The organism is Actinomadura sp. 1N219 (assembly GCF_044326405.1).
Taxonomy (GTDB): domain Bacteria; phylum Actinomycetota; class Actinomycetes; order Streptosporangiales; family Streptosporangiaceae; genus Spirillospora.
The window spans coordinates 152592-166728 of record NZ_JBIRAY010000005.1; the positions used below are offsets into that span (position 1 = coordinate 152592).

General features: G+C 74.0%; 10 protein-coding genes. 4 read left to right on the forward strand and 6 right to left on the reverse strand.

Features of this window, described 5'->3' with window-relative positions:
• Positions 1-22: 22 nt before the first annotated feature.
• From ACH35V_RS18165 to ACH35V_RS18175, 3 genes are read right to left on the reverse strand one after another with little or no spacing between them, the layout of a single operon-like run.
• Entirely contained in the window at positions 23-895 is an 873-nt protein-coding gene (locus ACH35V_RS18165; protein WP_395973682.1) for a DUF881 domain-containing protein, read from the reverse strand.
• 38 nt (positions 896-933) lie between these two features.
• Positions 934-2397 (reverse strand): sensor histidine kinase, encoded by a 1464-nt coding sequence (locus ACH35V_RS18170; RefSeq protein WP_395973683.1) that lies wholly within the window; start codon positions 2395-2397, stop codon positions 934-936.
• Complete coding sequence (locus tag ACH35V_RS18175) at positions 2397-3089, reverse strand: response regulator transcription factor (RefSeq protein WP_395954836.1); 693 nt, start codon at positions 3087-3089, stop codon at positions 2397-2399. The genes ACH35V_RS18170 and ACH35V_RS18175 overlap by 1 nt, the downstream gene beginning before the upstream one ends.
• Positions 3090-3254: 165 nt before the next feature.
• Between ACH35V_RS18175 and ACH35V_RS18180 the strand changes: the two genes are divergently transcribed.
• Positions 3255-5414 (forward strand): MMPL family transporter, encoded by a 2160-nt coding sequence (locus ACH35V_RS18180; RefSeq protein ID WP_395973685.1) that lies wholly within the window; start codon positions 3255-3257, stop codon positions 5412-5414.
• 66 nt (positions 5415-5480) lie between these two features.
• On the opposite strand, the gene ACH35V_RS18185 is transcribed toward ACH35V_RS18180, so the two are convergent.
• On the reverse strand, positions 5481-6119 hold the full coding sequence (locus ACH35V_RS18185; RefSeq protein WP_395973687.1) for a LysE family translocator: 639 nt from the start codon (positions 6117-6119) through the stop codon (positions 5481-5483).
• A gap of 83 nt (positions 6120-6202) precedes the next feature.
• On the opposite strand from ACH35V_RS18185, the gene ACH35V_RS18190 reads away from it, so the two are divergent.
• The 3 genes from ACH35V_RS18190 to ACH35V_RS18200 all read left to right on the forward strand — a co-directional run bounded on the left by ACH35V_RS18190 (position 6203) and on the right by ACH35V_RS18200 (position 10884).
• Positions 6203-7558 carry a PLP-dependent aminotransferase family protein gene (locus ACH35V_RS18190; protein WP_395973689.1) on the forward strand — a complete coding sequence of 452 codons (1356 nt, stop codon included), beginning with the start codon at positions 6203-6205 and terminating at the stop codon, positions 7556-7558.
• Between the two features lie 169 nt (positions 7559-7727).
• The gene (locus ACH35V_RS18195) at positions 7728-9359 is read left to right on the forward strand and encodes an ATP-binding cassette domain-containing protein (protein ID WP_395973691.1); all 1632 of its coding nucleotides are present in this window, start codon (positions 7728-7730) and stop codon (positions 9357-9359) included.
• A gap of 109 nt (positions 9360-9468) precedes the next feature.
• A complete protein-coding gene (locus tag ACH35V_RS18200; protein WP_395973693.1) occupies positions 9469-10884 on the forward strand; it encodes an aminotransferase class V-fold PLP-dependent enzyme in 1416 nt (471 codons plus the stop codon).
• Positions 10885-10918: 34 nt separating this feature from the next.
• Here ACH35V_RS18200 and ACH35V_RS18205 read toward each other — a convergent pair whose 3' ends face one another.
• Both ACH35V_RS18205 and ACH35V_RS18210 read right to left on the reverse strand, forming a co-directional pair.
• Positions 10919-13429 carry a sugar phosphate nucleotidyltransferase gene (locus ACH35V_RS18205; RefSeq protein ID WP_395973695.1) on the reverse strand — a complete coding sequence of 837 codons (2511 nt, stop codon included), beginning with the start codon at positions 13427-13429 and terminating at the stop codon, positions 10919-10921.
• The gene (locus ACH35V_RS18210) at positions 13426-14034 is read right to left on the reverse strand and encodes a CDP-alcohol phosphatidyltransferase family protein (protein WP_395973697.1); all 609 of its coding nucleotides are present in this window, start codon (positions 14032-14034) and stop codon (positions 13426-13428) included. The genes ACH35V_RS18205 and ACH35V_RS18210 overlap by 4 nt, the downstream gene beginning before the upstream one ends.
• Positions 14035-14137 lie beyond the last annotated feature (103 nt).

Sequence of the window (14137 nt, forward strand, 5' to 3'; positions counted from 1 at the left end):
GTCCCTGTCACCTCTCCCCCGCTCACCGGCCCGCCTCGCGGGCGTACCGCAGCCGGACGGCGCCCGCGGCGGGCAGGCTCGCCCCGGACGACCGGCGCGTGTCGTATCTGATCTTGAAGCGCTCGTGCAGGGCCCGCAGCCGCCGGTCGGCGGAGGAGCCGGAGAACGCGTCCCGGAGGCGGCCGGGGTCGCCGAGCGCCGTCACCTCGTAGGGGCGGCCGAGCGGCCGGTAGTCGACCAGGATCGCCTCGCCGGCGGCGCGGATCGCCGTCGCCGGGGTGAGGCGCTGCCCGTTGACGCCGATGGCCGCGGCGCCCGCCGCCCAGAGCCCGTTCACCAGGACCTGGAGGTCCTGATCATAGACCCGGCCGCCGGCGTCGGCGGGGTGCCCTTCCGGCTCGTCGTGCGGTGCGTCGTCCAGGGTGACGACCAGCGCGTCGCCGGTGGCGGGCGCGGCGGCCGCGGCGGCGCCCGCGAGGGCGAGGTCCCTGCGGGCGCGGCGGCCGTCCTCGCTGCGGGCGAGCGCGGCGGCCCGGCGCCGCTCCGTCTCGGCCCGGAGCCGGTCGAGGCGGCGCTGGAGGCCGTCGGTCTCGGCGGTGCGGGCGTGGATCGCGTCGACGAGCCGGGAGCGCTGCCCGGCGGCCACGGGCTCGCCGCGCCGGACCTCGGCGCCGGCGACGGCGATCAGCGTCCCGGCGAGGACGAGGACGAGCAGGACGCCGCCGCCGCGCAGCCGTCCCCGCGCCGGGCCGGGCCCGCCCGCCGCGGCGCGCCGTGCCGCGGCCTCCGCGTAGCCGTGATCGAGGAGCTTGCCGCTGAACAGGTCGGCGAGGAGCGACATGGACGCGTCGGGCCGGCGGGCAGGCGGGTCGTCGTCCTCTCGTGGTGCGATCACCGGCCCATCATGGCCCACTCATGTGCGGGGACGGCGAATCAGCGCGGCAGCGAGATCGTGAACGCGGCGCCGCCGCCGGGGGCGTCCGTCACGAACGCGCGGCCTCCGTGCGCCTCGGCGACGGCCGCGACGATCGACAGCCCGAGTCCGGCGCCGCCGCGGTCGCGGGACCTGGACGGGTCGGCGCGGTAGAAGCGCTCGAACACGCGGGCGGTGTCGTCCGCCGGGATTCCGGGGCCCTTGTCGGCGACCTCCAGGACCGCCTCCCCGTCCCCTTCCGACACGCGGACGGTCGCGGCCGTCCCGGCGGGCGTGTGGCGCCGGACGTTCGCCAGCAGGTTGTCGAGGACCTGGCGGAGCCGTCCGGCGTCGCCGGCGACGACGACGGGGCCGTCCGCCTCCAGGGTCAGGGGGCGGTCCGGCTCGACGACGGCGGCGTCGGCGACCGCTTCGGCGGCGAGGGCGGCCAGGTCGACGGGCTCGCATTCCAGCGGGCGGCCCTGGTCCAGGCGGGCGAGCAGCAGCATCTCGTCGACGAGGCGGCCCATCCGCTCGGCCTCCGACTCGATGCGGCGCATCGCCTTCGCGAGGTCCTCGGGGCGGTCGGCGGCGCCGCGGCGGAACAGCTCGGCGTACCCGCGGACGGTCGCGACCGGGGTGCGCAGCTCGTGGGAGGCGTCGGCGACGAAGCGGCGCAGCCGGTCGCGGGACGCCTCCCGTTCCTGGAACGACGCCTCGATCTGCGCGAGCATGCCGTTCAGCGCCTCGGCGAGCCGTCCGACCTCGGTCTTCGGGCCGTGCACGGCGAGCCGGCGGCCGAGGTCGCCGTCGCCGATCCGGGCGGCGGTCGCGGCGATCTCCTCCAGCGGGCGGGTCGCGCGGCGGACGGCCCGCCACACCAGCAGCCCGACGCCGAGGAGGACGGCGAGCGTGACGCTGACCTGGGTTCCGAGGGTGCGGCCGAAGAACTCGTCCTGCTCGGTGGTGCGCATGGACGTGACGAGGTAGTGCCGCTCGCCGGGGACCCACGCGGTGCGGACGAGCCAGTCAGGGCCGTCGCGTCCGAACGGGCCGTCGTCGTCCTCGCCGGGGCGGGGCCGGGCCTCGGTGCGGACGAACCGCTGCCCGTCCGGGTTGCCGCCGGTCGCCTTGCCGGGGCGCAGATCGTCCGGGAGCGGCGGCTCGCCGACGAACGAGACGGTCTCCACAACGGCGCCGTCGGTGCGGCGGACCTGGAGGAACAGCGGCAGGCCGCCGCCGTCGCCGGCCGCGCGCCACAGCCGGTCCAGGTCGGAGGTGGCCTCCGAGAGCCGCGACCAGGGGCCGCCGGGGCCGCTCTCGGCGAACAGCGCGGCGGCCTCGCGTCCGACGGTGGTCATCCGGTTGTGCTCGCTGTCGTTCTTCCAGTCGTTCAGCGCGGCGAAGCTGGACGCGCCGGCGATCAGCAGCCCGAGCGCCAGCAGGGCGAGCTGCGTCAGCACGATGCGCCTGCGCAGCGACATCAGCCCTCCCGGGGCATGCGGAGGATGTACCCGACGCGCGGGACGGTGTGGATGAGGCGCGGGTCGCGGTCGTCCAGCTTGCGGCGCAGGTAGCTGACGTAGGTCTGGACGACGCCGTCGCCGCCGCCGAAGTCGTACTGCCAGACGTGGTCGAGGATCTGCCGCTTCGTCAGCACCCGGCCGGAGTTGAGGAGCAGGTAGCGCAGCAGCTTGAACTCGGTGGGGGTGAGGTCGATCAGGACGCCGCCGCGCCGCACCTCGTAGGTGTCCTCGTCGAGCTCCAGGTCGGCGAACGACAGCCGGGCCCGGTCCCGACCGGCGGGGCGGGTGCGGCGCAGCACGGCGCGAATCCGGGCGATCAGCTCCTCCAGGCTGAACGGCTTGGTGACGTAGTCGTCGCCGCCGACCGTCAGGCCCTTGATCTTGTCCTCGGTGGCGTCGCGGGCGGTGAGGAACACGACGGGGGCCTGGCAGCCGTCCCGCCGGAGCCGGGCGCAGGCGTCGAGTCCTGAGCCGTCCGGGAGCATCACGTCCAGGACGATCAGGTCGGGGCCGAAGCGCGGGATGCTCGCCAGCGCCTCCGCGCCCGACCCGGCCACGGCCGTCTCGAAGCCCTCGTAGCGCAGCGCGGTCGCGACGAGGTCGGCGAGGTAGGCCTCGTCGTCCACGACGAGGATCTTGGTGGGCGTCACGGGGCCAGTCTTCCCGGTGGGCGCCGCCGGGCGCACTGCGGGCGTTCTGTGGGACGTCTTAGAGATCGCTGTGAAGCCGGTCGAAGCCGGCGCCCTGCCGGTTTCACAGGGATCCCCAAGAGCGTTCACACGGTGCCGGAAGAGCGGGCCGCTGCAGTGGTGCGCATGGACAGATTCTCCGATTTCGTGCTCAGGCACCGGCTGCTGATCGGCCTGGTGTGGCTGGCCGCCGCGTGCGCCGGCGCGTTCGCCGTCATGCAGGTCCCCGACCGTCTCACCGAGGACTTCGCGCCGCCCGGCTCGGCGGCGCGGGACGCCAACGCGGCGATCCTGGCCGCCTACGGGACGGGCGGCGACGAGAAGCCCGCGATCCCGGTCGTCAGGCTGCCCGCCGGGACGACCGCGGACTCGCCCGGCGTCCGCGCCGGGCTGGCGAAGGCGTTCGCGGCGGGCGGGGAGCGGCTCGGCGCCCGCGTCGTCTCGTACGGGACCACCGGCGACGCCCGCTTCACCGGCGACGGCGGCCGGGTCGTCTACGGGCTCGTGTATCCGCGCGTCGACCCTGGCGCGAGCGAGATCGAGGACGGCCCGGACCCGGCCGGGCCGCTCGCGGAGGCGATGCGGCCGCATCTGCCCGCCGGGTCCGAGCTGCACGTGACGAGCATGGACGGGCTGGCGGACGAGGCGGGAAGCGAGGGGCCGAGCGTCCTCACCGAGACGCTCGTCGGCGGGCTCGGGGCGCTCGTCGTGCTGGCGTTCGTGTTCGGGTCGGTGCTGGCGGTCGTGCCGCTCGTGATCGCGACCGTCTCGATCCTGACCTCGTTCCTGCTGGTCTACGGGATCACGGGCGTCACCGACGTGAACTTCATGGTGCAGTTCGTCGTGGCGCTCATCGGGCTCGGCGTCGCCGTCGACTACTCGCTGCTGCTGGTGACGCGGTGGCGGGAGGAACGGGCGCGCGGCCTGTCCGCGGACCAGGCGACCAGGCGCGCGATGGCCACGGCCGGTCACGCGGTGGTGTTCAGCGCGGCGGCCGTCGCGATCGGGCTCGTCGCGATGCTGGTGATGCCGGTCGAGTTCATGCGCAGCGTGGCGTACGGCGGTGTGATCATCCCTGCGGTGAGCGCGCTCGCGACGCTGACGCTGCTGCCGGTCGTCCTGGTCACGGTGGGACCGGCCCTCGACCGGATCGCGCCGCGGTGGCGCGGCGACGGGTCCCGCGCGGGCCGGGCCTGGACGGCGTGGGCGCGGCAGATCGTCCGGTTCCGGATCCCGGCGGCGCTGGCGGCGCTCGCCGTCCTCGGGGGCCTCGCGTTCGCCGCGCTCGGGATGAACCTCGGCGAGCCGAACAGCAGCGCCTTGGCCAAGTCGGGCCCCGCCTACGAGGGCTTGGCGGAGCTGCGCGGGGCGGGGGTGCCGACGGGCGTCCTCACTCCGGTGGACGTGCTGCTGCCGCCGGGCGCCGACCCCGCGGCGGCCGCGTCCGAGCTCCAGGGGTTGCGGGGCGTCCACACGGTCGCGGCGCCCGACGGCGGGATGTGGCGGCGGGACGGGTCCGCGCTGATCACCGTCGTGCCCGCCGACGAGGGCGGGACGGACGCGGGCAAGGACGTCGTCAAGGCCGTCCGGGACGCGGTGCCCGCAGGTGCGCAGGTGGGCAGTGAGACCGCGTCCGACATCGACTTCGCGGCCAAGGTGTACGGGACGTTCCCGTACATGCTGGGGCTCATCTGCCTGCTGACGTTCGTCCTGCTGGCCCGCGCGTTCCGGTCGCTGCTCCTGGCGTTCAAGGCGGTGGTGCTCAACCTGCTGTCGCTGGCCGCCGTGCTCGGCGCGATCGTCCTGGTGTGGCAGCAGGGCCACGGCAGCGACCTGTTCTGGGGCGTCTCCGCGACCGGCTCGATCGCCGCGTTCGTCCCGGCGATGGTGTTCGCGTTCCTGTACGGGCTGTCGATGGACTACGAGGTGTTCATCCTGGCCCGGCTCAGGGAGGAGTACGACCGCACCGGCTCCACCGAGGCCGCGATCGTCGAGGGCCTCGGCCGGACGGGACGCCTGGTGACCAGCGCGGCGCTGATCCTGTTCCTGGCGTTCGCGTCGCTCGCCGCGGCGCCGATCGTCGAGGTGAAGATCTTCGCGACCGGGCTCGGGCTGGGCATCCTGCTGGACGCGACCGTGGTGCGGGCGCTGCTCGTCCCGGCGGCGGTGTCGCTGTTCGGGCGGTGGAACTGGTGGCTGCCGGGCTGGGCCGCCCGGGTGCTGCGCGTCCGGCCCTCGCCCCTCCCGGAGCCGGACGGCGCGGACCGCGTCCCGGTCCCCGTCTGACCGCCCGTCCCCCGGCCGCTGGCCGCTGCCCGCCCTGACCGCCGGCCGTCCTGCGGGGGCGGGCGGTCAGTGGGCGGCGGTGCGGGTGAGGCCCAGGTGGACGGCGATCCCGGTGAGCGCCGAGCCCATCAGGTAGCGCTGGGCCCGCTGCCAGCCGGGCCGGCGGGCGAGGAACACCGCGATGGCGCCGGCGCCGAGCACGATGAGGGCGTTCACGGTGATCGCGACGGTGATCTGGGTGAGGCTGAGCAGCATGGTCTGGACGCCGACGTGGCCGCGCTCCGGGTCGGTGAACTGGGGCAGCAGCGACACGTACAGGATCGCGATCTTCGGGTTGAGCAGGTTGGTGACCAGGCCCATCGTGAACAGGCGGCGCGGCGGGTCGGCGGGCAGCTCCTTCGGGGCGAACGGCGTCGTCCCGCCCGGCCGGACCGCCTGCCAGGCGAGCCACAGCAGGTAGGCCGCGCCCGCGACCTTGATCGCCGTGTAGATCTCCGGGACGAGCGCGAAGACGGTCGCGACGCCCGCGGTCACGGCGGTGGCGTAGACGAGGAACCCGGCGGCGACCCCGGCGAGCGAGATCATGCCGGCGCGGCGGCCCTGCGTCACCGACCGCGACACCAGGTAGATCATGTTGGGTCCTGGGGTGAGCACCAGGCCGAGGGCGAAGACCGCGATGGCCGCCACCGCGCTGGACGAGATCATTGCGCTCCTGACGTCTCGATGTGATCCGATGCTAGATGTCCGAGTAGTCTCAGTGCAATAATGAGATTGATCTCGGTGCAATCGTGGCGATCGGAGGCGCGATGGAGGACTACCGGCGGGTCGCGGACGAGGTGGCCGCCGCCATCGCGGCGGGACGGCTCCGTCCGGGCGACCGGCTGCCGCCCCAGCGCGCCTTCGCGCGGGAGCGCGGCATCGCGGCCTCGACGGCGAGCCGCGTGTACCGGGAGCTGGGCCGGCGCGGTCTCGTCGTCGGCGAGGTGGGCCGCGGGACGTTCGTCCGCGCGGCGGAGGGCCCGGCCGTCGCGGCGCTGGCCGAGCCCGCGGACGCCCGCGTGGACCTGGAGTTCAGCTACCCGGTGGTGCCCGAGCAGTCCGCGCTGCTGGCGGCCGGGATGGAGCGGCTGCTGCGCCCGGACGTCCTGGAGACGACGCTCGGCCCCACGGGTGTCGCGGGGACGCCCGCGGCCCGCGAGGCGGCGGCGGAGCTGCTCGCCGTGCCGGGCTGGCGGCCCGATCCGTCCGGCGTCCTGTTCGCGGGGAACGGGCGGCAGGCGATCGCGGGCGCCGTGGCCGCGCTCGTGCCGCCGGGCGGGCGGCTCGCGGTCGAGGCGCTGACCTATCCGGTGATCAAGGGCGTCGCGGCGCGGCTCGGCGTGACGCTCGTCCCGGTCGCGTCCGACGAGCACGGGCTGAGCCCGGAGGCCCTCGCCGACGCCCACCGCGCCGCCCCGCTCGGCGCGGTGTACCTGCAGCCCACGCTCCACAACCCGTACGGGACGACGATGCCGGGGCCGCGCCGCGCGGAGCTGGCCGAGACGCTGGAACGGCTCGGCCTCCACGCGATCGAGGACCGGGTGTGGGCGTTCCTCGCCGAGGACGGTCCCGCGCCGCTGGCGTCCTTCGCCGCGCGGCGGACGGTTCTGGTCGACAGCCTCTCCAAGCGCCTCGCGCCCGGCCTGAGCGTCGGGTTCGTCCTCCCGCCCGCCGCCCTGGCCGGACGCGTCGCCGCCGCCCTGCGCTCCGGCGCGTGGGCGCCGACGGGGTTCGCGCTCGCGGCGGCGTCCGGCTGGATCACCGGCGGCGCCGTCGCGGCGGTGACCCGCGCCAAGCGCGCGGACGCCGCGTCCCGCTCCCGGCTCGCCGCCGACCGCGTCCCCGGCGCGGGCGGCGCGGGCCCGGCCTCCTATTTCCGCTGGTGGGAGCTGCCTTCGCCGTGGCGCGCCGACACGTTCGTGGCCGCGGCGGCGCGGCACGGGATCGCCGTCACGCCCGCCGCCGCCTTCGCCGCCGGGACGACCGCCGCGCCGCGCGCCGTCCGCGTCAGCCTCGCCTCGCCGCCGCCGGAGACGCTCGCGCGGGCCCTCGACGTCCTCGCCGGGATCGCGGCCGGATCCCCCGAGGACGCCCCCGTCGACTGACGGACGAGCTCCACCGTCCTCCAGCCCCCACCCACCAACCATCCAACGGACGAGCTCCGCTCGGCCCACCGCCCTGGACTGGCGGGGGTGCGGTCGTTCATCGTGGCATTGGGTGCGATGCCCGGCACGGCGGACGCGAGGGGCGCAGGCCCGGGCGGGAGCCAGGCGGATGATCGAGGTACGGGGGGTCGGGCAGCGCGCGGGCGGCGGGCGCCGCACGCTGCGGGACGTGTCGCTGACGATCGAGTCCGGCGAGCTGGTGGCGATCATCGGCGGCAGCGGGGCGGGCAAGACGACGCTGCTGGACGCCATCGCGGGCGTGCGCCCTCCGGCCGAGGGCGAGGTCCGCTTCGACGGCGAGGCCCCCGTCGACGGTGACGCCCGTGTCAACGGCGAGGCCGGCGTCAAGGGCGGTGCCAGGTCGTTCGGGTATGTGCCGCAGGACGACATCGTCCACCTGGAGATGCCGCTGCGGCGCACGCTGCGGTACGCGGCCGGGCTGCGGCTGCCGTCCGGGACGCCGCCGGAGCGGGCGGAGCGGGCCGTGGACGCCGTCATGGACGCGCTCGCGCTCACCGAACGCGCCGGGCAGCGGGTCGGGTCGCTCAGCGGCGGCGAGCGCAAGCGCGCCAGCATCGCGGTCGAGCTGCTGACGCGTCCCCGCGTGTTCTTCCTCGACGAGCCGACGTCGGGGCTCGACCCCGCCACGGCGGCCGATCTGATGCGGCTGCTGCGCGGCCTGGCCGATTCGGGGACGACGGTCGTCCTGACGACGCATCATCCGCCGGACGTCGCGGTGTGCGACCGGGTGGCCGTCCTGACGCAGGACGGGCGGCTGGCGTTCTACGGCGAGCCGGACGTGGCGCGAGAAGAGTTCCGCGTCGAGGCGATAGCGGACATCTATCTGCGGCTCGCCGGAACCGAGGCGCACGAGTGGGAGGGACGGTTCGGCGACGAACCCGCGCCTGCGGAGGGTCCGGGCGTGGGGGCGTTCGGGCAGTGGGCGCTGCTGGCCCGGCGGAACCTCGATCTGCTGTCGCGGAACCGGCTCACGCTCGCCGTCCTGGCCGGGTCGCCGGTCATGGTGCTGGCGATGTTCGCGGTGCTGTTCCGTCCCGGCGCGTTCTCGCCGGAGTCGCCGAGCCCTGGCGCGACGGTGATGATCCTGTTCTGGATCGCGTTCGGCGGGTTCTTCTTCGGCCTGACGTACGGGCTGCTGCAGATCTGCACGGAGCTGCCCGTCGTGCGGCGCGAACGGCTGACGGGTTTGCGGGTCGGCCCGTACGTGCTAGCGAAGGTGGCGGTGCTTCTGCCGCTTCTGGCCCTGGTGGACGCGCTGATGCTGGGCGTCCTGCGGGGCCTGGACAGGCTGCCCGCGATGGGCTGGGGCACGTACGCGGAGCTGTTCGTCACCCTGCTGCTGTGCTCGCTGGCCGCTCTGGCGCTGGGCCTTCTGGTGTCGGCGGCGGTCACCGACCCGGCGCAGGCGACGATGGCGCTGCCGATGCTGTGCTTCCCGCAGGTGCTGTTCGTGGGCGCGATCCTGCCCGTCCCGGTGATGGCGGCGCCGGGACGGTGGCTGAGCTACGCCATGTCGAACCGGTGGGCGTTCGAGGGGCTGGGGCGCAGCGTCGGCGTGGAGCGGCTGTGGGGGTCCGGACGGTCTCCGCTGGGGCCGCCGCTGCTGGCCTCGTACGGCGACACGTTCGCGCGGGCGGTCGCCGTCGACTGGGCGGTGCTGGCCGGGTTCACGGCGGCCTTCCTCGCGGGGACGTGCCTGGTCCTCGCCCGACGAACCTGACAAACGCCCCGTGACGGGCCAATTACGGCCAGAATCCCCCCTTGCGGTTGATCTCCCGATTTTGGACCGTTCTGTTATGGATGCGGCTTAACGCCACCGGGGGTGCACCGTGAGCACTTCATCCGATTTTTACGTCGCCACGTCCGGCTACGCGGACACCCGGCGCCTGGACGAGCTCCGCGCGACCGAATACCGCCATCTGGACGAGCACGGGCAGACCTACCTCGACTACACCGGATCGGGCGTGGCCGCCGCCGCCCAGTTACGGGCGCACGTCGAGCGGCTGACCAGCCGCTGCTACGGCAACCCGCACTCGGAGAACCCGACGTCCAGCGCGTCCACCGTGCTGGTCGATCGGGCGCGGGAGCGGATCCTGGCGTTCTTCAACGCGTCCGCCGACGAGTACGCGGTGGTGTTCACGGCGAACGCGACCGGCGCGTGCCGGCTGGTCGGCGAGGCGTACCCGTTCGGGCCTGGCACCCGGCTCGTGCTGACCGGCGACAACCACAACTCGGTGAACGGGCTCCGGGAATTCGCGCGGGCGCGGGGCGCCGAGATCGTGCACGTTCCCGTCCGCGGGCCGGAGCTGCGCGTCGGGGGCGAGGAGGTCGGCGCGGCGCTCGCCGACCGCCGGGGCCTGCTCGTCTATCCCGCGCAGAGCAATTTCACCGGCGTCCAGCACCCGCTCGCCTGGATCGACCAGGCCCGCGCGCACGGCTACGACGTGCTGCTGGACGCGGCGGCGTTCGTCCCCGCCAACCGCCTCGACCTGGGCCGGACGCGTCCCGACTTCGTCCCCGTGAGCTGGTACAAGGTGTTCGGGTACCCGACCGGCGTCGGCTGCCTGGTCGCGCGGCGCGACGCCCTGGCGCGGCTCCGGCGGCCGTGGTTCGCGGGCGGGACGATCCAGGCGGTGAGCGCGCTCGGCGACTGGCACGTCCTCGCGCCCGACGAGACGGCGTTCGAGGACGGCACCCTGAACTTCCTGTCCATCCCCGACGTGGAGTTCGGCGTCGACTGGGTCGACGGCATCGGCATGGACCTGATCCACCTCCGCGTGACGTGCCTGACGGACCTGCTCCTGCGGACGCTCGCGGGCCTGCGGCACTCCGACGGCTCCCCCATGATCAGGCTGTACGGGCCGGACGGCACGGACCGGCGCGGCGGCACGGTCGCGTTCAACGTCCTCGACGCGCGGGGCGGGATCGTCGACGAGCGGATCGTCGCGCGCGACACCGCCGCCGCGGGCATCTCGATCCGCACGGGCTGCTTCTGCAACCCGGGCGCGGGCGAGGGCGCGTTCGAGATCTCCGAGCGGGCGCTGCGGCTCACTGCGAACCGGCGGATGCGGACGCTGGACGACTACCTGGGCGTGCTCGGCCTGCCCAGCGGCGGCGCCGTCCGCGCGTCCCTCGGCCTGGTCTCGAACGTCGCGGACGTGGAACGCCTCATCGACGTCCTCGGCGCCGCCTACCGCGACCGGGAACCGGAGGCCACCGGCCTGAAACCCCGCGAACGCTGCTGAGACCCGCACGAGAAATTGATACCCGCGCGAGAAATCAGGTGCCCGCGCGTTCGACGACGACGGCCCATTCCTCCAGGAGGGCCTGGGCGGCGTCGGTGTCCGGGCCTTCGGCCCACAGGTGGGTGACGGCCTCCGCCGGATCGGGCAGGACGAGGACCCAGCGGCCGTCGTCCTCGACCACGCGGACCCCGTCGGTGGTGTCGATCGTGCGGTCCCCGGCGGCCTCCACGACGTGCCGCATCACGCTGCCCTTCGCGGCCCACGGCGTCGGGACGGAGCGGCGCAGCAGGTGCGCGTCCGGGATGCGGCGGTCGATCTGCGACAGCGTCAAACGGGTCCGCGCGACGAGCCCGACGAGGCGGACGAACGCCGCGATCCCGTCGACGGTGCCGCTGAACTCGGGCATCAGGAACCCGCCGCGGCCGTCCCCGGCGAAGATCACGCTGCGCTGCGCGGCGGCCTTGGTGAGCACGTCCTGGGACGTGGACGTCCACTCGACCTGGACGCCGTGGAACCGGCACACCTGCTCGGCGACCCGCGTCGTCGTCACCGGCAGCGCGACCCGGCCCTGCTCCGCACGCGCGCCCCGCTCGGCCGCGACCAGGTCCAGCATGACGAGCAGCGCCCGGTCGTCGCCGACCAGCTCCCCGTTCTCGTCCACGAGCGAGATCCGCTCCCCGACCGGGTCGAACCGGACGCCGAACGCGGCCCGCGACGACGACACGAGCTCCCCGAGCCGCTCCAGGTCGCGCATCCGCTCGGCGAGCGTCTCGGTCGGGTTCGCCTCGTCCAGCCCGGCGTTGCGGGTGAGGACCTCCACCCCGACCTTGCCGAGCAGGTTCGGCAGGACGAGCGACGCGACGCCGCCCGCGCAGTCCAGGACGATCTTCAGCCCGGCCTCGCGGACCCCGCGGATGTCGACGCGGCGCAGCAGGTCGCGGGTGTAGGTCTCGACGACGCGCGGCGGGTAGGTCAGCTCGGCGATCTCGCCGGGGAACGCGCGCCGGTACTCCTGCCGCCCGAACACGCGCTCCAGCTTGCGCTGCGCGTTCTGCGACAGGTCGGCGCCGTCGGGGTCGAGGAAGATGATGTCGACGCCCTGCGGGTCGCCGAGCGTGGTGCGGATGTAGATGCCGCCGACGGCGTCCTCGCGGCCGGTCTCGAACCGGGCGACGGTCAGCGGCGTCGCCTCCAGGTCGTCGACGTTGATCGCGCTGGCGGTCAGGGCGCTGTTCACGGCGCGTTTCAGGGTGCGGGCGGCGCGGGAGACGTCCCGTCCGGTGACGACGGTCGTGCCCTTCTTCAGCGTCGTCGCGTAGGCGCTGGCGAGCCGGACCGCCAGCTCGGGCGTGATCTCGACGTTGACCAGCCCGGACACCCCGCGCGGCCCGAACAGGTTGCGCTGCCCCCGCGACTCCCAGATCACGCTGGTGTTGACGACCGCGCCCGCCTCGATCGTCTTGAACGGGTACACCTTCACGCCGGACGAGACGTACGCCTCCGCCTCGATCACGCACTCGTCGCCGATGACCGCGCCCTCCTCGACGCGGGCGCCCGCCATGACGTCGGTGTTCTTGCCGACCACGCAGCCGCGCAGGTTCGTGGACGGCGCGACGAACACGTTGTCGTGGACGATCGCCCGATGCAGGAACGCGCCTTCCTTCACGACCACGTTGCTACCCAAGACGGTGTACTCGCGCAGTTCGACGCCCGCCTCGACCTTGGCGTAGTCGCCGATGTAGAGCGGGCCCTTGAGGACGGCCTCGGCGTCCACCTCCGCGCCTTCGGCGACCCACACGCCCGGCGACATTTCGAACCCGTCCAGGTCTATGCCGACCTGGCCCGACAGCATGTCGGCCTGGGCCTTGAGGTAGCTCTCGTGGGTGCCGACGTCCTCCCAGTAGCAGTCGGCGACATAGCCGAACAGCGGCGCGCCCTCGGCGAGCAGCGCGGGGAACACGTCCCCGGACCAGTCGACCGGCTCCCCCGCCGCGACGTGCTCCAGGACCTCCGGCTCCATCACGTAGATGCCGGTGTTGACGGTGTCGGAGAACACCTGGCCCCACGTCGGCTTCTCCAGGAACCGCTGCACGCGGCCCTCGTCGTCCACGATGATGATCCCGAACTCGAGCGGGTTCGGGACGCGCTTCAAACCGATCGTGACGAGCGCGCCGTTGCGCTCGTGGAACCGCACCATGTCGGTCAGGTCGATGTCGGTGAGCGCGTCCCCGGAGATCACCAGGAACCGGTCGTCGCGCAGTGCCTCCTCGGCGTTCTTCACGCTCCCCGCGGTGCCGAGCGGGATCTCCTCCGTCGCGTAGCTCAGCGACATGCCGAGCTCCTCGCCGTCGCCGAAGTAGTTGCGGATCAGCGCGGCCAGGAACTGGACGGTGACGACGGTCTCGCTGAACCCGTGCGCCTTCAGCAGCCGCAGCACGTGCTCCATGATCGGCCGGTTGACGAGCGGGAGCAGCGGCTTCGGCTGGTTGGCGGTCATCGGGCGCAGCCGCGTCCCCTCGCCACCCGCCATCACGACGGCCTTCATCGCGCGGCCTCCCGGCCGGCGGCCTCCCGCCCGGCGACCACGAGCTGCCGCGTCTGCTCCCAGTACAGGACGGCCGCCCACCAGTACAGGCCCGCCCCCCAGATCGCGAACGACCAGCCGACGACCTTCGCCGCCGTCGCCGCCGCGCCGTCATGGTCGCCGAGCAGCAGCAGCGGGAACGCGTACAGCAGGCACAGCGTGCCCGCCTTGCCGATGAAATGGACGGGCAGCGTCCCGCTGTACCCGAGCCGCCGGACGATCGGCGCGATCGGCACGATCGCCAGCTCGCGCGCGACGAGCAGCACCACCAGCCACAGCGGGATGATGTCGCGGATCGTGAGGCCGACGAGCGTCGCCAGGATGTAGAGCCGGTCGGCGGCCGGGTCGAGCACCGCCCCGAGCTTGCTGGTCTGGTTCAGGACCCGCGCCAGCTTGCCGTCCAGCCAGTCGGACAGGCCCGCGAACACCAGCAGGCCGAGCGCCCACCAGTCCGCCTCGATCAGCACGAGCCACAGGAACAGCGGAACGCCGACCAGCCGCGCCAGGCTGAGGCTGTTGGGCACCGTGAAAATCCGGTCCTGCGGGGCTTCCTGCTGTGTGCTCACCGACGCGTTCGCCTCCCCTGGTCCCTTGATCCTGACCCTACCGGTAAGGATTCTGAAAGCCCTTCATGGCAGAACCGCCGCCAACAAAGACCGCCCCCGCGGC

What these genes read in the sequence shown, in the direction of transcription:
- ACH35V_RS18195 (WP_395973691.1), top strand. Translation starts at nt 7,728, where the DNA reads ATGATCGAGGTACGGGGGGTCGGGCAGCGCGCGGGCGGCGGGCGCCGC.
- ACH35V_RS18205 (WP_395973695.1), bottom strand. Translation starts at nt 13,429, where the DNA reads ATGAAGGCCGTCGTGATGGCGGGTGGCGAGGGGACGCGGCTGCGCCCG.
- ACH35V_RS18180 (WP_395973685.1), top strand. Translation starts at nt 3,255, where the DNA reads ATGGACAGATTCTCCGATTTCGTGCTCAGGCACCGGCTGCTGATCGGC.
- ACH35V_RS18185 (WP_395973687.1), bottom strand. Translation starts at nt 6,119, where the DNA reads ATGATCTCGTCCAGCGCGGTGGCGGCCATCGCGGTCTTCGCCCTCGGC.
- ACH35V_RS18170 (WP_395973683.1), bottom strand. Translation starts at nt 2,397, where the DNA reads ATGTCGCTGCGCAGGCGCATCGTGCTGACGCAGCTCGCCCTGCTGGCG.